At 43.3% G+C, this 18,934-nt stretch carries 19 protein-coding genes; 11 read left to right on the top strand and 8 right to left on the bottom strand.

Translation table 11 applies throughout. The annotated features are described in order from the left end of the window. Positions 1–112: 112 nt before the first annotated feature. Both rplT and rpmI read right to left on the bottom strand, forming a co-directional pair. The gene (rplT, locus tag ACS8FC_RS08870) at positions 113–469 is read right to left on the bottom strand and encodes a 50S ribosomal protein L20 (protein WP_299220996.1); all 357 of its coding nucleotides are present in this window, start codon (positions 467–469) and stop codon (positions 113–115) included. Between the two features lie 113 nt (positions 470–582). Further along, a complete protein-coding gene (gene rpmI / locus ACS8FC_RS08865) occupies positions 583–780 on the bottom strand; it encodes a 50S ribosomal protein L35 (RefSeq protein WP_058369592.1) in 198 nt (65 codons plus the stop codon). Positions 781–1,201: 421 nt separating this feature from the next. On the opposite strand from rpmI, the gene ACS8FC_RS08860 reads away from it, so the two are divergent. The 7 genes from ACS8FC_RS08860 (at position 1,202) to ACS8FC_RS08830 (ending at position 7,611) form a co-directional block, all read left to right on the top strand. Continuing rightward, positions 1,202–1,648, top strand: coding sequence for an acyl-CoA thioesterase (locus ACS8FC_RS08860; RefSeq protein WP_299220998.1), 447 nt, complete (start codon positions 1,202–1,204; stop codon positions 1,646–1,648). Between the two features lie 85 nt (positions 1,649–1,733). Then, positions 1,734–2,573 carry a phosphoribosyl-AMP cyclohydrolase gene (gene hisI / locus ACS8FC_RS08855; protein WP_439296504.1) on the top strand — a complete coding sequence of 280 codons (840 nt, stop codon included), beginning with the start codon at positions 1,734–1,736 and terminating at the stop codon, positions 2,571–2,573. Positions 2,574–2,750: 177 nt separating this feature from the next. After that, complete coding sequence (gene tatA / locus ACS8FC_RS08850) at positions 2,751–3,038, top strand: Sec-independent protein translocase subunit TatA (protein WP_439296503.1); 288 nt, start codon at positions 2,751–2,753, stop codon at positions 3,036–3,038. 59 nt (positions 3,039–3,097) lie between these two features. Beyond that, positions 3,098–3,994, top strand: a complete 897-nt coding sequence (gene tatB, locus ACS8FC_RS08845; RefSeq protein WP_439296526.1) for a Sec-independent protein translocase protein TatB — start codon at positions 3,098–3,100, stop codon at positions 3,992–3,994. Continuing rightward, positions 3,991–4,851, top strand: a complete 861-nt coding sequence (gene tatC, locus ACS8FC_RS08840) for a twin-arginine translocase subunit TatC (RefSeq protein ID WP_439296502.1) — start codon at positions 3,991–3,993, stop codon at positions 4,849–4,851. The genes tatB and tatC overlap by 4 nt, the downstream gene beginning before the upstream one ends. 278 nt (positions 4,852–5,129) lie before the next feature. Next, positions 5,130–6,626: a UvrD-helicase domain-containing protein gene (locus ACS8FC_RS08835; protein WP_299221011.1), complete on the top strand. Its 1,497-nt coding sequence runs from the start codon at positions 5,130–5,132 to the stop codon at positions 6,624–6,626. Next, positions 6,616–7,611: a tRNA dihydrouridine synthase gene (locus tag ACS8FC_RS08830; RefSeq protein WP_439296501.1), complete on the top strand. Its 996-nt coding sequence runs from the start codon at positions 6,616–6,618 to the stop codon at positions 7,609–7,611. Before ACS8FC_RS08835 ends, ACS8FC_RS08830 begins: the two co-directional genes overlap by 11 nt. 90 nt (positions 7,612–7,701) lie before the next feature. Here ACS8FC_RS08830 and ACS8FC_RS08825 read toward each other — a convergent pair whose 3' ends face one another. Both ACS8FC_RS08825 and ACS8FC_RS08820 read right to left on the bottom strand, forming a co-directional pair. Continuing rightward, positions 7,702–8,127, bottom strand: coding sequence for an MAPEG family protein (locus tag ACS8FC_RS08825; RefSeq protein ID WP_439296500.1), 426 nt, complete (start codon positions 8,125–8,127; stop codon positions 7,702–7,704). A gap of 14 nt (positions 8,128–8,141) precedes the next feature. Then, a complete protein-coding gene (locus tag ACS8FC_RS08820; protein ID WP_439296499.1) occupies positions 8,142–8,555 on the bottom strand; it encodes an OsmC family protein in 414 nt (137 codons plus the stop codon). Positions 8,556–8,987: 432 nt separating this feature from the next. Between ACS8FC_RS08820 and ACS8FC_RS08815 the strand changes: the two genes are divergently transcribed. After that, complete coding sequence (locus tag ACS8FC_RS08815) at positions 8,988–9,509, top strand: RNA pyrophosphohydrolase (protein WP_068038310.1); 522 nt, start codon at positions 8,988–8,990, stop codon at positions 9,507–9,509. 78 nt (positions 9,510–9,587) lie between these two features. Here ACS8FC_RS08815 and ACS8FC_RS08810 read toward each other — a convergent pair whose 3' ends face one another. Together ACS8FC_RS08810 and ACS8FC_RS08805 are read right to left on the bottom strand one after the other, a co-directional pair. Beyond that, entirely contained in the window at positions 9,588–10,406 is an 819-nt protein-coding gene (locus ACS8FC_RS08810; protein WP_439296498.1) for an NRDE family protein, read from the bottom strand. 79 nt (positions 10,407–10,485) lie between these two features. Continuing rightward, positions 10,486–12,021, bottom strand: coding sequence for a DUF4139 domain-containing protein (locus ACS8FC_RS08805; RefSeq protein WP_439296497.1), 1,536 nt, complete (start codon positions 12,019–12,021; stop codon positions 10,486–10,488). Positions 12,022–12,453: 432 nt separating this feature from the next. Here ACS8FC_RS08805 and lgt point away from each other — a divergent pair, with 432 nt between their 5' ends. From lgt to ACS8FC_RS08790, 3 genes are all read left to right on the top strand, one after another. Beyond that, entirely contained in the window at positions 12,454–13,338 is an 885-nt protein-coding gene (gene lgt, locus ACS8FC_RS08800) for a prolipoprotein diacylglyceryl transferase (RefSeq protein WP_439296496.1), read from the top strand. Between the two features lie 70 nt (positions 13,339–13,408). Next, entirely contained in the window at positions 13,409–14,269 is an 861-nt protein-coding gene (locus ACS8FC_RS08795) for a thymidylate synthase (protein WP_439296495.1), read from the top strand. Between the two features lie 49 nt (positions 14,270–14,318). Beyond that, positions 14,319–14,888 carry a dihydrofolate reductase gene (locus ACS8FC_RS08790; protein WP_439296494.1) on the top strand — a complete coding sequence of 190 codons (570 nt, stop codon included), beginning with the start codon at positions 14,319–14,321 and terminating at the stop codon, positions 14,886–14,888. Between the two features lie 454 nt (positions 14,889–15,342). On the opposite strand, the gene uvrC is transcribed toward ACS8FC_RS08790, so the two are convergent. Continuing rightward, positions 15,343–17,187: an excinuclease ABC subunit UvrC gene (gene uvrC / locus ACS8FC_RS08785; RefSeq protein ID WP_439263097.1), complete on the bottom strand. Its 1,845-nt coding sequence runs from the start codon at positions 17,185–17,187 to the stop codon at positions 15,343–15,345. 142 nt (positions 17,188–17,329) lie between these two features. After that, positions 17,330–18,856, bottom strand: a complete 1,527-nt coding sequence (locus tag ACS8FC_RS08780) for a DUF3360 family protein (protein ID WP_439296493.1) — start codon at positions 18,854–18,856, stop codon at positions 17,330–17,332. Between the last annotated feature and the right edge of the window lie 78 nt (positions 18,857–18,934).

The following is an 18,934-nucleotide window of genomic DNA, read 5'->3' as shown; positions in this document are numbered from 1 at the left end:
AAAGCCACCGACCAGCGGTAGCTTTTATTAATATCGTACTATTAATTGATATTAGTCCTATCCATATAGATATTTGCTTAAAAAAGCGTCAAACCTAAAGGATGACTAATACTTAGGCCAATTCCGCTTTTGCTTTTTCAACCAAGGCTGTGAAAGCGACTGCATCATGCATAGCGATGTCAGCAAGTACGCGACGATCGATTGCGATGTTTGCTTTTTTCAAGCCATTGATAAGACGGCTATAGCTCAAACCGTTTAAGCGTGCACCAGCATTGATACGTGCAATCCAAAGACGACGGAAAGTACGTTTTTTGTTGCGACGGTCACGATAAGCGTATTGACCAGCTTTGGTCACTGCTTGTACCGCTACGCGATAAACACGTGAACGGGCACCGTAGTAGCCTTTAGCACGCTTTAAGATTTTTTTGTGACGGCGATTTGCCTGTACACCACGTTTTACACGGGCCATAAATTACTCCAAGATTTTAATCATTATTAAACGAATCACGATGTCTATAAATGATAGACATCGCTGTCAAATTGCAAAGTCAAATATTTAATAAAACAGATGACAATAGGCTATTAGATGTATGGGCACATACGACGAACTGCTGCTTCGTCAGACTTGTCCACCATCTTTAGACCACGCAGTTGGCGAATACGCTTAGCTGATTTCTTGGTCAAGATATGGCTTTTGAAGGCTTGCTTACGCTTAAAGCCGTTCGCTGTTCTTTTGAAGCGTTTAGCGGCACCGCTTCTGGTTTTCATCTTAACTTTCATGATGAGTTGCCTCTTTGTCTTTAATAGAACCTGGTCGTCAAATAGTCGGTTATATATAGTGGTTTCAAAAACAACCACTAAACCTTTATTTGCCTCGAGGTGGGAGGCGCTATTTTAGCAGAAGTGTCACGATTTTGCCAAATAAAGTTTTAACAGCATGATTCAACCTATCGTTTGCAAAGGTTACCTCTTTATAGATCCATCAGCTTTGCAACAATAAGTAACGTTATAAGACCAGCATAAGATGTCAAGCATCGCTTTGGTGAAAAGGCCTTTAAATGTTCAATCTTGCTCATAATTAAAGCAGTTAGTAAAATAATACTACCGCTTATTCCTAAATTGATTGAATGTCTGCTTAAGCTATGTTTTATTGATGACAATGGCGTCTCAGACGTTATGAAAACTTATGTAGGAGATAACGTTGATAGACCGTGAGTTAGAGTTTGATGATAGAGTATTCGTCTTTGAGACAGTTATGCGTGTCCGTAACACAGAGATTGATGTTGGGCAGCATCTAACGTTAGAATCACTCATCGCATTATTGGCCGAGGCAAGGGCGAGGTTTTTGTACTCTAAAGGTATCAAAGAGATCAATGCAGAATGCCAAGGTTTGATTGTTAGCAATTTACAGCTGAACGTTATTAGTCGTGTACGCGCTCGTGAAGAGCTACTATTTGAAGTCGGTATAGAGCACATATCTGATAAGGATGGCGAGATGGCTATCAAAGTGACACGTATGTATGATGGCTCACTAGTAGCAAAAGCCCGCAAATCTTTTGTTCAGTATGATTATCGCTCCAATAGAAGTATAGTTTTTAATAATGATATTAAAGAGGCACTAAACCAACAAGCATCATTTGAGCTATAATGGCGTCGATTACGTGAGCCTTATAACCCTTATGCTTGCCATTTCTCTATCAACCTAAACGTCTATAACTATAAGAAGATAGATTATGACCACACCTAACTGGCTAACCTCTATAAAATTCAATACTGATGGCCTGATTCCTGCAATCGCTCAAGATTATGAGACAGGACGCATCCTAATGATGGCGTGGATGAACGCTGAGTCCTTACAGCTGACGGCAAAAACGCAAACTGCAGTCTATTTTTCGCGCTCGCGTAATCAGCTGTGGCATAAAGGTGAAACGTCAGGGCACACTCAGCAGGTACACGATATTCGCTTGGACTGTGATGCCGATGTCATCGTGTTAAGCGTCACTCAAATCGGTGGTATCGCTTGTCATACTGGACGTGAGTCTTGTTTTTATCAGCGTTTAGACATGACAGGTGCAGAGCCCGTCTGGCAAACAGTCGATGCTGTATTAAAGGATCCTGCTGATATTTATCAGTCAAATAAAAATACTAATAGCAATGTAAAAAGCACTGCTCATAAAAATACTGTTTCTAATATGAATGGTTTATCAAGCCAAGAGACTCAGACTGCAATATTGCGCCAGCTTGATCGTGTGTTAGCTGAACGTAAACAAGCATCTGCAGACAGCTCTTATGTAGCAAGTTTATATGCTCGCGGACTTAACAAGATACTAGAAAAAGTGGGTGAAGAGACGACTGAGAGTATCATTGCTGCCAAGGACTTCGCTAATTGTGATCAGCTTACAGATGAGACACAGTACAACGCTGCGCGACATGAGCTTATTTATGAAGTGGCTGATGTGTGGTTTCATACATTAGTAGGACTGGCGTGGTTCGATATCGAATCTGATGCTGTATTGAACGAGCTGGGACGACGTTTTGGACTTTCGGGTATTGATGAGAAAGCAGCAAGATAGCTTTAATTGAAATAAGCTTGTGTAATTATTGTTGTTTTCAACTTTTTATTGTCAGTGCGCGTTATAATGTATCTTTAATAACTTGCTTCTTATTTGGCAATAACAGTTTATTGTGCAAGTAATAAATGTAAGACAATACAAGATATATTGGTCTCATTAAGATATAAGGATACCGTTATGGGCAGTTTTTCCATCACCCATTGGCTAATTTTGTTGGTTGTAGTGGTTGTCGTATTTGGCACCTCCAAGCTTAGAAACGCTGGTAAAGATCTGGGCGGCGCAGTAAAGGGCTTTAAAGAAGCTGTCAAGGACGAAGAGACAGAACAGGCGCGTAAACGCCGTGTACTCGATCACGATGCCAGCTCAAATACTCAATCGACTACTTCAGCAAATTCACAGACTGGTACTAAGGTTGATGATGTAGAAATCAGCCCTACCACCTCTAATGATGAACATAAAGTATAAGAGATGTTATTTATAAATAACGTCACTGAATAGTATATTTATGACTATATTTGACAATTATGTTTGATATTGGATTTTCTGAACTACTCTTGTTTGGTGTCATTGCCTTAATCGTGCTTGGCCCTGAAAAGTTACCTCAGGCTGCACGTACTGCTGGACAATGGTACGCTAAGCTGCGCCGTACAGTCTCAACCCTGCAGTCTGAAATTGAAGCTGAGCTTGACTTGGCTGAGACACGCAAACAAATGCAGGATGAACTTGCTAAAATCCGCCAAACTGAAGCGGACATGAAGCGCGAAATGGCAGAATTGCGTGGTAGTATGCAAGATTTTGAATATTCGCAGCACCAAAGCATGGATGCTATCAATAATCCAAATAGCTACAACTCAAATGATGAGTCCTTCGAAGACGACTATGATGAACATATGATGCATATGTCGGAGGAAGGCTTGTTCTCAGACTCAGACATGCCAGCTGAATTTGCTTATGACTATGAGCAAGATCGTTTGTCAAACTACTCATCTGATGTGTCTTCATCTGATCCATACAAAGTTACAGAGTCGGTTGATGGAAGCTTTGATCAGACTGCTAACAACACTAAAGACTCCTTAGACGCTTCTAGCAATACACCGCCGCGCTTTATTACCAAACCATGGGAAAAGATGTGGTTTCGTCTTAGTGATTATGATCAGTCACGTCGCCTACCTGCACCGCCCTATCTACCGAACTATGAAGCAGACCATCTGTTGCATGACGACTTTTCACATTCGAGTTTTTCACATCATGATTTAGATGAAAAAATGCCACCTATTGATGAGTATTGGGAGTCTGAATTTGATGAGGATGAATTTGAGCAATCAGAAAGGCATGCGTCACAAAACTCTTCTGCCTATAATACAGATCAAGACGGTTCAACTACTCCCCTCTCGTTATCAAAACGCGAGGCACCCAAATGAGTTTGTTTAAACGACAAAAGAGTCGCAAAGAGAAAATAGCGGCAATTGAAGACAGCTCATTAGATCAGCCAAATGAATCGCTCGATGACAATCCTGATGATATAGTGAGCAAGCTTGTCGATATGCCCATCACAGAGCATTTGATAGAGCTGCGTCGCCATTTAATCAAAATCTGCGTGGCGATATTAGTTATATTTTTGGCATTGGTTGGGTTTTCACGCGAGCTATATAACTTTCTATCAGATCCATTGGTCGCGCAGCTACCAGTTAATTCGACCATGATTGCGACAGATATCACTTCCAACTTTATGGCGCCGATACGCCTAACTGTGTTCGTTGCCGCCTTCGTAGCGATGCCTTATATTCTTTATCAAATTTGGTCGTTTGTCGCTCCAGGTTTGTATAAAAAAGAGAAAAGAATCGCTATACCAGTGCTGACATCGTCTATCTTTTTATTTTATGCTGGTGTCGCCTTCTCTTACTTCATTGTGCTTAAAGGTGTTTTAAAGTTCTTTATCGTGTTTGCGCCGCAAAACGTATTACCGATGACTGATATCGACAGTTATTTGAGTTTTGCGCTCAAACTATTCATGGTATTTGGCTTAACGTTTGAGATTCCTGTAGTCACCTTGCTATTGATATTGGTTGGCATTGTCTCCATTCAGGGTTTAGAAGATAAGCGCCGCTATATCATCGTTGGTTGCTTTGCCATTGCAGCAGTGGTAACACCGCCGGATGGGGTGTCTATGCTGATGTTAGCAATCCCCATGTGGTTGCTGTTTGAGCTTGGTTTATTGTTGGCCAAAATATTGATTAAAGAAGACAAAAACGCGGCCCTAACATCTGATAATGACTAGCTTGGCAGTGTTATTTTTAAAGGCGTACCGTTTAAAACATATGTCTTTAGATTCGATAATATACGTCTTTAAACACGACAGTTAGCAAACTGAGTAAATCTGGCAGCGTGTCTGACTTAAATTAAACCGACACTACCTCAGTTATCCATTTTCCCTTCATACGTAGCTCTTTTCATTTGTTATGATCACTAAATTGCCAGCCAGCCATTGGTAATATCCAGTGGTTTTTTTTACCCCAGTTGTTCTTAATCATTTTTTGCATTTTAGGTAGCCTTTTTATGTCCGCATCTATGCCAGCTTATATGAGCGATCCCACTGATGAGCAGCTCAGCGCGCTTAATATGGCGATGGATCACAAGTCATTTAAAGTAGTCGCCTATGCAGGTGCTGGTAAAACCACCACGTTAAAGCTTATCGGTGAGCGCCTGCGGGGACGCGGCTTATACCTAGCATTCAATAAAGCCATTGCCAATGATGCACGGCAAAAATTCCCAGGTCATGTGGACTGCCGCACCTTTCATTCGCTTGCTTATCGGCATGTTGCTCGTGATATAACAGCCAAGCTATCTTTACCGCGCTTTTCACCCAAACGCCTCGGTGACGATTTGGGTTTGCAGCCAGTACAGGTACGGCGCCAAATGGATGGGATTAATAAATATATTACACTAACGCCCGCCAGATTAGCGCGTTTCGTGAGTGACGCGATCAGCAATTTTTGTAGTACTCATGCAAGCTACCCGGCGCCAAGACATATTTTATTTCCAAGCTGGCTCGATGAGTCTGACGCCGAACAGCTGCGTGAGATGCTCTACCCTGCTGTCGAACAACGCTGGTTACAGTCTATCGATGCGCGCCATCCTGCCGGTATCGGTCATGATATCTATCTAAAATTATGGGCGTTGTCTAAGCCAAGCATACCTGCTGACTTCATTTTATTCGATGAAGCGCAAGATGCCGACCCATTGATGATGGGCATTTTGACTCAGCAATCAAAGCAAGTCATTTATGTTGGTGACGCCCATCAGCAGATTTATGAGTGGCGCGGTGCAGTCAATGCGATGAAAAAGCTACCATTACCGCAAACGTTGTTGACCCAATCCTTTCGCTTTGGTGAACCGATTGCAGAAGTGGCCAATACCTTATTAAAGGCACTACAAGAAGATGTGCCTCTCAAGGGCAACCCAGACAAACACTCATCTACTGAAAAAGGCATGGTACACAGTAAAAAAGATGCCATCCTTTGCCGGACCAACGCCGCCGCTATGGCGCAACTACTAACTGGGCTTAAACTCGGACATCGCGTTGCGCTACAGGCTGATACTGACCGTATGCTCAAGTTCTGCCAAGCTGCCGAAAATCTAAAAAACGGTAAATCAGCTTATGGTGTCCCTGAACTGGCTTATTTTTATCATTGGGGCGACGTGCAAGAGTACTCTGAAACCAACGAAGGTAGCGATCTTAAAACTTTGGTGAAACTGGTCGATGATCACGGCACCAATGTTTTAAGTCAAGCAGTCAATAGCTTGACCAGTATTGAAAATGCTGATTATGTGATCTCAACCGCGCACAAAGCGAAGGGACTTGAGTGGTCGCGCGTTCAGCTCGATGATGACTTTTATTATGATGTCACAACCAATGGCGTGAAAATTAATCCTGAAGAATTGCGTTTACTTTACGTCGCTTGTACGCGCGCGCAGGCCAACTTAGATGTACATAATATTCAAGATTTAATATCAGGATTACAGACTGGCAAAAAAGTAATTTATGGAAATTAAGCAGCAATTTTTTAAACAACCCGTCCGCCTCCTTGCGCCTATGGAAGGGCTGACCGATCCGTTAATGCGGCAAATCTTAACTCAAATTGCGTCAGATTTGGGTCGTCCTTATGATTGGTCAGTCAGTGAGTTTATTCGCATCACCCAGCATCTCTTGCCAGCGCACGTGTTTTATAAATATGTCCCAGAATTGCATCATAATGCCAAGACCGCCTCGGGTACCCCTATCCATGTACAACTATTAGGTAGTGAAGCACAGCTGATGGCTGAGAATGCAGCGTTTGCCTGCACGCTTGGCGCACCTGCTATCGATATCAACTTTGGTTGTCCTGCCAAGACGGTCAACAATCACCGAGGCGGCTCTGTGCTATTGGATGAGCCAGAAGTCATGTATGAGATTATCAGTGCGGTACGGCGGGCAGTGCCTACTCACATTCCAGTCTCTGCCAAGATTCGATTGGGCTATACTGATACCAGTCGTATGGATGATATTCGCGGGGCGATTAGCGATAGCGGTGCAGACTGGCTTACTATTCACGCGCGTACCAAAACTCAAGGTTATAAGCCACCTGCTTATTGGGACAAGATTAAAGCATTTAATAAACTTAGTATTCCAGTCATTGCCAATGGCGAGATTTGGAACGTGGAACAATCGCAACGCTGTATGGTGCAGTCAGGGACAACACATCTTATGTTAGGACGCGGCGCTGTTACTCGTCCAGATCTGATTGCACAGATTGATCATGGCCATCAGCAGAATCTAGAAAGTAGCACAACCTTATTGTGGGAAGATTTAATTACGAATCAGATTCAGTTTTTGAAAGGTCAAGCCAAAAACGACCTTGTATTAGTTGGCCGTTATAAGCAGTGGCTTGGTATGCTCACTAAAGGCTATAGTGAAGCACAGACACTGTGGGAAAAGGTCAAACGAGAAAAAAGTAAAGCTGCTATTATAGCTGCGTTACAGTCGAGTACGCAGTCATAATTAGCCATTTATCTGTTCAATAACTGTATAACTTTTTACAAAGATAAAACAGCTTAGATAACTGCATAGCTAATAGAAATTGGCTAAAAATTAAATGCTAATTCGGATTGCAAGATAAAATAACATCAAACAGCATATTATTGACAATACCCAAAGCACTGAACGAAACATTGATAAATTGGCAACATAAGCCATGCCATAACCAATACGAATCAGCACGTAAAGCCATGCTAAGGTATTGATAATCGATTGCGGCACAAAGAATAACATCGCAACCAAGACTGCTGCCAAAAAGACAGGTAAGGTCTCATAGCTGTTTTGCTGGGCTGCATTGGCACGTGCTGCTGCTCCTGTCGTACGTTGCAAAAAATCACGTGGATGTGCATTGTCAGCCAATTTAAAGCCACCAACAGCTTTTGCTATCAGCGCCATGGCTAGTGGAAGCAAACTTGCAACCACCATTGCCCAAATTGCAGCGGCAGCGGTATCAGGTATTAACCCAAATAATGCACTCATAATTGTCTCTACCTTTACCCTGCAATGACTTCAAAATCATGAGTAACATTTACCCCGCCCTGTACCAACATTCGACTGGCAGAGCAGTACTTCTCTGCTGACAATTGAATGGCCTTTTCAACTTGCTTATCTTTGATATCTTGACCCGTGACCACAAAATGCATATGAATGTCAGTATATACTGCTGGTACAGTCTCAGCACGTTGTGCCGTCAACTCACAGCGCACGTCCGTCACGTCTTGGCGAGACTTTTGCAAAATTGCAACAACGTCATAACTGGCACAACCTCCTAACCCTAATAGTATCAACTCCATTGGGCTGGCACCTTTTTCTTTATCGGCATCAATTTGGACGTTATGCCCCGATGGCGACACACCCATAAATGCTTTGTTTTCTTGCCAGGTAACGCTCGCTTTTGACTCTGTCATTGTTTGCTATCCTTTCATAAACTTTGGTTAAAACGCTTAGATATTTTTATATTTGAGAATACTAACAGTACAAGGTTAGTTTAGCATAGGATAAAACAAGGTTTTATAGACGATCTGTCATATAACTTAAGTCATTTTATTACTTTAACGATATCACTAAATCTTACTGTACTTTTCCTCTTGGCTCATGAAAGTGAAGGTTTTATAAAACCTATAAAACCCTTTGCATAAGTGACTGATTTTTAACGTTTAAATTCACGAAACATTTTATAGCAAAATACTGTTACACATTTGGTCTATTTCTTGGTTTAATGATGGTAATAAAGCTTGTTTTACTAGTATGAATATACCGTTCACCTAACAATAATTATGATTGCTGTATTTTTATGCTATTGAGATAAGCTATTTTTAAACAACTTTAAGGGTTTGTTCATGATAGATGCAGACGGCTTTCGCGCCAATGTCGGTATCATCTTGGCAAATACACAGGGGCAAGTACTGTGGGCGAAACGTATTGGTCACAACGCTTGGCAGTTCCCTCAAGGCGGTATCGACCGCGGGGAGACGCCGATGGATGCAATGTATCGGGAGCTCTGGGAAGAGGTCGGATTATATCCTCGTCACGTAGATTTATTGGCAGTAACGCAAGATTGGTTACGTTACCGTCTGCCAAAGCGCTACGTGCGCCATGGGCAATATCCACTGTGTATTGGGCAAAAACAAAAATGGTTTTTGCTGCGCTTAGATGAGCCGAACGCGCAACACATCCGCTTTGATGCGGGTAAACCTGAATTTGATCACTGGCAGTGGGTCAGTTACTGGTATCCACTAGGACAAGTGATTCATTTTAAACGCGGGGTATACCGCCGTGCTTTGCAAGAGCTGGCACGCGAATTACCTCTTAGACAAGAGTTAATTATTCCTGAACAGGACAACCATTTGTTGATGGAATAATTAGACAATTTAATGCAAAGCGCATTACGGATGCTCACATTGATATCTAGAAACTTTAGATATGAATGTGAGCATTTTTTATTGCAGATTTGAATGATAATCAAATTCGCGACTAATAATATTCGCAGTAACTTTTGTATTTTTGGCATCATTACGTAGCGTCAAAATACTTTGCGTGCGAGTCCCATAAGTTGGTACATTTTTTTCTGTATCATCAAAAGCAACAGGCTTGATATAAACAGAAGACAGCATCTGCTCAATCTCTGCAGCCATACCAGTATTTGGTAGCTTATCTGCTGGCGCTGGAGTATTGTCTGACAACACACTGAGAGCAGCATCTCGCCAGTACTCAAACGAGTTATCTTCTGCAATTAGCGGCAGTACTTCTTGACGTAGCCGACCACGCAAGCGCTCAGTCTTAAACCAGCTATCTTCTGGCTGACCATTAGAAAGAACATGCAAGCCTGCATACAAGGGTGTTGGTGCATGGCCGCGATTATTAACAATGACGGCCTGCGCTGCATCACCAATAATGAGGTTAAAACCCGCGTAGTCTTGCAAGCTGATTTGCCGTGCAAAATCCATTGGACTTATATTGCTGGTCAAAAAATCTGTGACGAGTGCACCACGTGAGCGTTCATCCAAGCTTCCCTGCACACCATCGCGAAAATTCAGTACGGCGGCCCAGCGTCCGTTTTGCTCATAAAAACCGGTATGCTGCTCTTGATGAATACCCAGCCAAGTACCACCACTTTGGCTATCCCGTCCAGCATAGATAGGTTTATCAGACCACTGATGCAGCGGCTCAGTTGGACGCTGCAAAAACTCATCGCGATTAGACAGTAGTACTAATGGCAACTCATCAAATAGTTGCCAAGCGATGGCCACGATGCACATAAAATTCCTTTATATTTTAAAAATTATAGTTGTTAAGAGCCTGTCATTTAGCGCGACTGTTATTTTATATTTTTAATAATTAATTAGTGTTTAGCTTCTTATCGGCAGGGTAGCTAATTTGATAAGTAGACTGTACCACTCGCGATTGCCTACTTGGCAAATCAAATTCCCAAGCGACCATGCCCTTATTGTCATTCCAATCCTGCTCAGTAACTGCTGGTGTATGGGTCGCTGTAACGTTGATATCCTCATCGCGGCTGATAGGCTCAGCGCTTAAAACTTGCAAATGCACGCTGCGATTGTGCTGATTGGTAAATTGATAGGCCTGTTTAGTCGTCAAGGTTTGCAAACGATTGAACACCCCTTTATCGCCTTGTTTGTCTTCATCGGTCAGCTGCTTTACTAACACGTTAGGATCAATCCCAAAACCAATGCCCTGCTCTTTTAGCGATTGATAGCTATAGCGCGACTGTCCGACATAGTTATCATCGCGATATAACTGTAATGAGCCATCGATCCAAGCTGGGGTCAAAAAAGGCGCTGATGCGTACCAATAGGCGGCTTGCTCGACACTTGGTGTACTGCGTAGCCACAGCTTACTGTTACCAGATTGCTCATCAATGACCGTCCGTACCCGTCTACCATCACTTGGGATGCTGACGCGCTGCGGCAAACGATACTCAGTAATACCATTTTTGTTTTGGCTACTAACAGTAAAACTTGGCAGCGGTGCCATGTTCGCAGCAGACTCGGCGCCGCCATAGTTATCGCTTGCAGAAACAACCACAGGGACAGCTTCCATAGCAGCTGGCGCATACCTAGCGCGTTTAGCTTGCAGCGCTTCATATAAAGATAAACGCTGTACTTTTGGCAGCTGACTAGTAGTATTTTGATTGGGATTAGCAGTGCTCAAAGTAACGGGTATATTTGACCAGTTCTCTCCCGTTTGTTGGGCGATGACGGCAGAAGCTGTGATGCTAAGCTCTTTACTCTCAGTATTTAAGCGTGCCTGATAGGTTGGCTCCCAACCTGCGCCGCGTACTTGATAATGCAGTTTCACTGAGCTTGGGGAACGGCTAGCCGTACGCACACTCACTTGCGTCACTCTATTACGTGTTGAGGTCGCACTACCTACCATCATCTGATTAAGGGCATCTTGCGCGCGAGCTTGGCGCTGCCGAATATCCAGGATTCTTTTATTAATGCTTGCCGCTTGCGTTTCTAAATCACGCGCATTGTTCGCCAATGTACCATCCGTACTTATTTGCGTGACTTTGGTCAAATTTTGCAAGTATGCTTTGGCTAAGCGTGCCGCTTCTAACTCTGCAGTAATATCAGCCAAGTTATTCTGCTGCGTTTGTACTTTTGCATCACCTTGGTACTGACATTGCGCGGCTTGCTCACCGCTCAAGGTTTCAATACTGACTTCGCCGACATTTACAGTGCCAAGTGCCTGCACGCTGACACTATCTTGATCAATAGACGGCGATAAACATGAAAATATCAGCGTCTGCTCGCCGGTACCATTTATTGGTAATGCACGGGTCACACTTGCTAAGCCTTGATAAATGGTCACTTGTTCAACGCTACTCATGGCAGCTTGGACAGAAGACACACTTAAAGCTGCTAGGCTAACTAGACTTAGCGGTATCATGAACCGTTTTAATACCAACCTGCTCGGTTTCTTTGAATCATTGTGATCAGTAAAAACTGATGCTATTAAAAAGTAAGCGCGCATAATAATCCTCAAAAATAATATTAATCCGTTAATATCGCTGGTTAGCGCAAGCTTACGTGATCTGACGCTATATAAAATGACTTATTGATCTGCTTATTGTTGTTGTACAGTATTTTTATCCGGTATTCTTTATGGTACTTATTCTAAACCCAGCTTTATATCTTAGCGGTTTTCTGTCTTTCTTTCTAGATGTTGCCAGCGGCAGATAAGTTGTTACGATGAACCTAACCTGACAGTAATTTGGTATGCCTAAGTAGCTATTTTTGCTATTATGACCAGCATTCTATTATCAATAATTATGACACCCTTATGATGATTCATCCTCAGTATGATCCCGTGGCACTGTCCTTGGGTCCAGTAGAAGTGCATTGGTATGGTCTAATGTATTTATTGGCCTTTGCCGCCGCTTATGGTTTGGCTTGGTATCGCAGTACTAAGCGTGATAGCTGGTCAAGTGACATGGTCTCAGACTTAGTGTTTTTCGGTGCGCTCGGGGTTATTTTAGGTGGCCGTATCGGCTACGTCTTGTTCTATCAGTTCGGTGAATTACTACAAAACCCAGCCTATCTCTTTAAAGTCTGGGAAGGCGGAATGTCGTTTCATGGCGGCCTGATCGGTGTTGGGCTTGGTATGCTGTATTTTGCCCGTAAATATAAAAAGACGCCTTTTCAAGTGCTCGACTTCATTGTGCCTTGTGTGCCAACAGGGCTGTTATTTGGACGTATCGGCAACTACATTAATGGCGAGCTATGGGGACGCGTATCTGATGGCGGCTATAATTGGCTGACTTACTTTCCACAAGCCGCCGCCTTTGATATGCAGCAATTGCAAGCCAACCCTCAGTTGCAAGAGTTGATGATGGAAATAAATGGACAGTACTTACTGCCCCGTCACCCTTCACAGCTTTATCAAGCGCTTACTGAAGGTCTGCTATTATTTTTGTTATTGTGGTGGTATTCGTCCAAGCCGCGTCCACGTATGGCAGTCACTGGCGTCTTCATGCTGGGTTATGGGTTTGGTCGCTTCATCGTCGAGTTCTTCCGTCAGCCAGATGCCGATCAAGGCTTTATATTATTGGGCTGGGTCACTAAAGGGCAGATACTAAGCGCACCAATGATTCTTATCGGTATTTTCTTAATCATTTATGCTTACAAGCGCGATATTTATGATTGGGGTCGTCAATCTGCTTATTAAGACGTATGAAAGTTGAGAGACATTAAAATTGATATACATTAAAACCAAAGACTATGGAATCTAAAAAGTCATGATTACTACTAAGAACGAAGCGGCTTATCTTGATTTATTAAAACTAGTATTGGCTGATGGTACTGAAAAAGGTGATCGTACTGGTACTGGTACGTTAAGTCATTTTGGTGCGCAGCTGCGTTTTGATTTGGCGTCAGGATTTCCGTTGTTAACCACTAAAAAAGTTCACTTTAAATCGATCGTTTATGAGCTATTATGGTTTTTAAGCGGTAGTACCCACGTTGATTACTTGCAAGAGAATGGCGTACGTATTTGGAATGAATGGGCAACGAGCGAACAAACAGCGCGCTTTAATCGTTCTGCTGGCGATTTAGGGCCAGTTTATGGTCATCAATGGCGCAATTATAGCGCGACAAAGAACGAAGAAGGCGGCTACAATAAAGATGGCATTGATCAAATTACCCAAGTCATAGAGCAAATAAAGACCAATCCCAATTCGCGACGTTTAATCGTCTCGGGCTGGAATCCAGGTGAAGCCGAGCAAGTGGCCCTGCCGCCTTGTCACACCTTGTTTCAGTTTTTTGTCGCGGATAATAAGCTATCCTGTCAGCTTTACCAGCGCTCAGCAGATTTATTCTTAGGTGTGCCGTTTAATATCGCCAGCTATGCACTGCTAACCCATATGGTCGCGCAAGTTTGCGGGTTGGACGTTGGTGAGTTTATCTGGACAGGCGGTGATTGTCATATTTATCAAAACCATCGTGAGCAAGTTGAGCTGCAACTAACGCGCGAGCTTTATACACTACCGACATTAACGCTTAACCCTGATATTGATGATATTTTTGCGTTTAACTATGAAGATATTAGCGTTGATGGTTATGAATCTCATCCTGCTATTAAAGCTAAAGTCGCGGTATAAAAATCTGTTTTTTACTTCATATTTCTGATGAAAACAATAAGGATACATTATGAGTTATGCCCATACTGAAGTTGCCCAAATCGTCGCTATCGGTAGCAATCGCTGTATCGGTAAAGATAACGAGCTGCCATGGCATATCTCAGCAGATTTGCAGCACTTTAAAAAAATGACGACTAAAGCAAATAATGGCGAGGTTCAAGGTATCGTCATAATGGGGCGTAAGACTTTTGAGTCGATGAACAGTAAGCCATTGCCAAAGCGTGTTAGCTTTATCATTACGACGCAACTAGATTATGCCGAGAAAAAAGGCCTCAAAGGTCGTAACGACGCTCATGTCGTACATAATTTAGATGACGCATTAACACAAGCAGCCAGTCTCGCACACGGTGCGCATCTTGATACGATTTGCGTGATTGGTGGCGAGCGCGTCTTTAGAGAAGCATTCATGTATACCGATCGTATTGAGCTAACGTATGTAGACACAGAAATAATTGACTGCGATGCCTTTTATCCAGAGCTACCAAGCGAATTTGAAGTCGCAGAAGAGTCTGAGCAGATGCATGATGAGAAAAGTGGGTTAAATTTTAGATTTGCGACTTATGTAAAAAAAGAAGGCTAATATCATTGATGTGACATTTATTGTTTACTACTGCAAAGGAGAAACCAAGTATGAAAAATTAAAAAAGCTCAGCAAAATTAATTGCTGAGCTTAAAAAACTTTTATATAAGATAATCGTGAAAATATATTCAACGTTTAGCTTACTTATGAGTTTGTTTACCTTGGGGAAGGTCTACATACTTTATAGTAATTGCTAATAGATGTCTATGTCTGCACGGTTATGAATTTTCTATCATAATTATGGAGATCATTATGATCATTCAATGTAATTATCCTAAAGCTGTGCATGTTCGTTGGTATTGGCGCTATCGATTTGATCGTTGGGAGCGCGTTTGCGAACACTGTCGCAGTTATCCAAATCAACAATTGAGTTTTGATTTTTAGCAGTTATAGAATTTAACTTTAGAATGACAACAGTCTTAGGCTGTTGTCATTTTTTTTGTAAAAACCACAACTACTCATGCAGCACTTTATAAACCGTTTTTGCTAATACCGGACCAATTCCTTGCACGCCTGCCAGCTCTTGTTGGGAAGCACCTAGCAACTGCTGCAGTCCGCCAAAATGATTCAGCAAGTCACGACGGCGCTTCTCCCCCAGCCCTGGTATAACCTCTAGTACTGACGATGAACGGCGCTTATCACGCTTCTTACGGTGCGCTGTGATGGCAAAACGGTGCGCCTCATCACGAATGTGCATCAATAAATGTAGCGCCTTGCTATCCATCGGCAAATCAAGCGGCTCATGATCGATAAAGTGCAATACTTCAAGTCCGGCCTTGCGCCCCTCACCTTTTGCCACACTGATGAGCAATGTATCATTAAGAATACCCAGCTCTGTTAATACTTCTTTAGCGATGCCCAGCTGTCCTTTACCGCCATCAATAAGCAATAAGTCAGGTAATGGCTGCTTTTTATAGCGCCGTGTCAACACTTGCTTCATTGCAGCATAGTCATCACCGCCTTGAATATCATGGATGGCATATTGACGGTAATCACGGCGGCGTGAGCCTCCTTGATCAAAGACCACGCAGCTGCCGATGGTCGCCTCACCCATGGTATGGGAAATATCAAAGCATTCGATTCGATCAATCGTTCGATCGGTGACATCAGACAATACGTCTTTGAGAGCGCCAAAGCGCGAATGCAGCTCTAGATAATCACCCAGCTTAGTTTTAAGCGCATTGTTGGTATTCAGTTTGGCTAAGTCCAGCCACTCTGAGCGATGTTCACGTACGTTGGTTTTGATAACGACTTTGCTATCAAAATGCGTTGCTAGTGCTTCGCTGATTGCTGTCTGATCAGGCAGTTTATGACTTAATATAATCTCGCTCGGCAAGTCATCGGTCACCTGAAAATAAAATGAGGTAATGAAGGCGGATAAATTATCAGCGAGCGACTCACTGCTATCGACATCAGGGAAGTAGTTTTTACCACCAAGTACGCGCCCGCCGCGTACCGTCAACACGTTAACACAAGTCATGCCTGCCTGACTGGCAATCGCAATCACATCAGCCTCACCCTGCACGGTATATACTGCTTGCCGCGCTTGCACTTCGCGTAGCATAGACAGCTGGTCACGATAAAAAACCGCCTTTTCAAAGTCTAATTCTTCAGCCGCACCTTCCATTTTTTCAATTAACGCACTATGAATGTCGCTTGAGTCACCCTTTAGGAACCGAATGGTGTTATTCACATCCTCTGCATATTCTTCTGGCGATACCAAACCGACACAGGGCGCACGGCAACGCTTAATCTGATACTCAAGGCATGGACGCTTACGCTGCTTAAAAAAGGTATTGGTACATTGTCGCATCTGAAACATTTTTTGCATCAAAACCAATGTCTCTTTTGCCGCGTGAGCAGATGGAAAAGGACCAAAGAAGCGCCCCTTTTGATGATTGCCTTTGCCGCGTCCATAAGCCAATCTCGGATAAGGTTTATCAGCTGAAATAAACACATATAGATAAGACTTATCATCACGCAATAATACGTTATAGGGGGGACGATATTCTTTAATCAGGTTTTGCTCAAGCAGCAGTGCCTCGGTTTCACTACGGGTAATGATGGTCTCGATATCGTGAATCCGTGCCACCAATGCTCGCGTCTTTGGATGGTCAATGGTCTTAGCGAAGTAGCTATTGACGCGACTTTTTAGCGACTTCGCTTTACCCACATATAAAATATCGCCGTTTTTTCCCAGCATTTTATAGACTCCTGGCAGATTTGGCAGGCGTTTGATAAGATGCTTAAGACGGGCTTTTTTATCATCTGCGGGACTTGTTTCTGAGACGTTAACCATAAATTTGCTGCTCTTAAGATACTGATATACAGCTAATTATGGGGCGATAGCCTGAGTTTTACAAGCTATCGCTTACTATAGGTTTATGCACAAAAAAACCAGCATGAAGCTGGCTTTTATTTTTTTGGGGTAGGCAAAATTTCTAATGACGGAAGTTCGGTAATAGTGCTGGAATACCTGGCAACATACCAACGACCGCCATAACACCTGTTAATATCACAAAGGTAATCACAGGTATAATCCAGCGACTCATTTTTGATAAACTCGCACTTCGCTCTTTAGAGCCTATTAGTCCAAGGTTATCAAGTACTAAGGTTATCGACCAACCAAAGGCTGGGTTTACCAGTGCTGATGCAAATACCACAATGGCAGCTGACTGCGTGGTTTTACCTTCGCGCGTCATCTCCATGCCAGCCTCGAGCAGTGGGATAAAGACACCGACGATCAACGCCACACACATTACCGGCTCCCAAATAGCCAGATCCATTGGGTAGCCCCAGATACCAGCGATCAGACAAAACAGTCCAGTTAGTACCGCACCTGCTGGAATCGGACGCTTAGCGATCGCTGCTGGCACGATATAGGTACCCCATGATGAGGCAAAGTTTGCGCCGCCCAATACAGAGCCTGCCACCTGACGAATAGAAGCGCTGGTCATCGTATCATCGATATCCATCAAGACACGCTCAGTACGCTTTGGATAGCTGATTTTTTGAAAGACTTGATGACCTAAAAAGTCGGGCGACCACATAGCGACGGCCAATACCGCAAACGGCAATACCACAACGAAGCTTTCAACCGTTGGCAGACCTAGCATCCAACCAGTGTTTTCACCCCACCAATACATTGGATTCATATTTGGCAAGCCAGGTGCAGTTTCGAAAGCAAAGGGCGCACCCATCGCAAAAGCTACGCCACCACCTAATAAGCAGCTAAGCGGCACAGCAAGCCAACGCTTTTGAAAATTTTCTAATACGGCATACAGTATGATAGTCAGCAAAATCACCACAAAGGCAATATGTGCCATGCCAATCCCCTCTGCCCAAGCAAACAGATTTTTGACTTGTGAGATGGTACCAATAAAGCCTAAATACAGCAGCAGACCACCGCACACGCCTTTACTGGTCAGGTTCGCCAGCAGACTACCACCCTTACTAATAGCCAATAGTAGACCAAAGGCACCGATTAGCAGACCAAAGGCCATCGGGTGACCACCAGCTGCCACTACAATAGGAATAAGAGGAATAAGCGGGCCATGCGTACCCGCAAGGTTGGCAGTCGGTAGCAAAAAGCCTGAGAATAAGATCACAAAGAACGCGACGATTAATAGCTCATAACGGACGTTTTCTAACACAAAGGCATCACTGAGACCAAGCGGCCCTGCAAACGTAGCGGCAATAGCGCCCACCATTACTACTTTACCGATTGTCGCGGCCATTGCTGGAATGGTATCTTCATATTCAAAACGATAATCACGAAATGGCAAATTTATGCGCCAGCGCTTGGGCTGCATAATCTGTAGTTCATGATTTAAATAGGCGTCACGACTGTCAAAGCTTGAGCTTGGCTGATGCAAATCAGTATAGCTACCTTGCAATTCATCATCGTAGTGAGCTGAATTTGACTGCTGCGGATTGGTGCTTGAAACGGGGGTCTCGTTACTACTCATCACATCTCCTTATGCCAACTGAGGATTCGTTTTTTATCTATAACGACTTTTTGCCCAAAATTGTACAAAAAATAAGCT

The organism is Psychrobacter sp. 1Y4 (assembly GCF_051847555.1).
Note: the sequence above shows the minus strand (reverse complement) of the source record. Positions and strands in the feature narration are given on the sequence as shown.

What these genes read in the sequence shown, in the direction of transcription:
- rplT (WP_299220996.1), bottom strand. Translation starts at nt 469, where the DNA reads ATGGCCCGTGTAAAACGTGGTGTACAGGCAAATCGCCGTCACAAAAAA.
- rpmI (WP_058369592.1), bottom strand. Translation starts at nt 780, where the DNA reads ATGAAAGTTAAGATGAAAACCAGAAGCGGTGCCGCTAAACGCTTCAAA.
- hisI (WP_439296504.1), top strand. Translation starts at nt 1,734, where the DNA reads ATGACCACACCTAACTGGCTAACCTCTATAAAATTCAATACTGATGGC.
- tatA (WP_439296503.1), top strand. Translation starts at nt 2,751, where the DNA reads ATGGGCAGTTTTTCCATCACCCATTGGCTAATTTTGTTGGTTGTAGTG.
- tatB (WP_439296526.1), top strand. Translation starts at nt 3,098, where the DNA reads ATGTTTGATATTGGATTTTCTGAACTACTCTTGTTTGGTGTCATTGCC.
- tatC (WP_439296502.1), top strand. Translation starts at nt 3,991, where the DNA reads ATGAGTTTGTTTAAACGACAAAAGAGTCGCAAAGAGAAAATAGCGGCA.
- ACS8FC_RS08835 (WP_299221011.1), top strand. Translation starts at nt 5,130, where the DNA reads ATGTCCGCATCTATGCCAGCTTATATGAGCGATCCCACTGATGAGCAG.
- ACS8FC_RS08830 (WP_439296501.1), top strand. Translation starts at nt 6,616, where the DNA reads ATGGAAATTAAGCAGCAATTTTTTAAACAACCCGTCCGCCTCCTTGCG.
- ACS8FC_RS08825 (WP_439296500.1), bottom strand. Translation starts at nt 8,127, where the DNA reads ATGAGTGCATTATTTGGGTTAATACCTGATACCGCTGCCGCTGCAATT.
- ACS8FC_RS08820 (WP_439296499.1), bottom strand. Translation starts at nt 8,555, where the DNA reads ATGACAGAGTCAAAAGCGAGCGTTACCTGGCAAGAAAACAAAGCATTT.
- ACS8FC_RS08815 (WP_068038310.1), top strand. Translation starts at nt 8,988, where the DNA reads ATGATAGATGCAGACGGCTTTCGCGCCAATGTCGGTATCATCTTGGCA.
- ACS8FC_RS08810 (WP_439296498.1), bottom strand. Translation starts at nt 10,406, where the DNA reads ATGTGCATCGTGGCCATCGCTTGGCAACTATTTGATGAGTTGCCATTA.
- lgt (WP_439296496.1), top strand. Translation starts at nt 12,454, where the DNA reads ATGATGATTCATCCTCAGTATGATCCCGTGGCACTGTCCTTGGGTCCA.
- ACS8FC_RS08795 (WP_439296495.1), top strand. Translation starts at nt 13,409, where the DNA reads ATGATTACTACTAAGAACGAAGCGGCTTATCTTGATTTATTAAAACTA.
- ACS8FC_RS08790 (WP_439296494.1), top strand. Translation starts at nt 14,319, where the DNA reads ATGAGTTATGCCCATACTGAAGTTGCCCAAATCGTCGCTATCGGTAGC.
- uvrC (WP_439263097.1), bottom strand. Translation starts at nt 17,187, where the DNA reads ATGGTTAACGTCTCAGAAACAAGTCCCGCAGATGATAAAAAAGCCCGT.
- ACS8FC_RS08780 (WP_439296493.1), bottom strand. Translation starts at nt 18,856, where the DNA reads ATGAGTAGTAACGAGACCCCCGTTTCAAGCACCAATCCGCAGCAGTCA.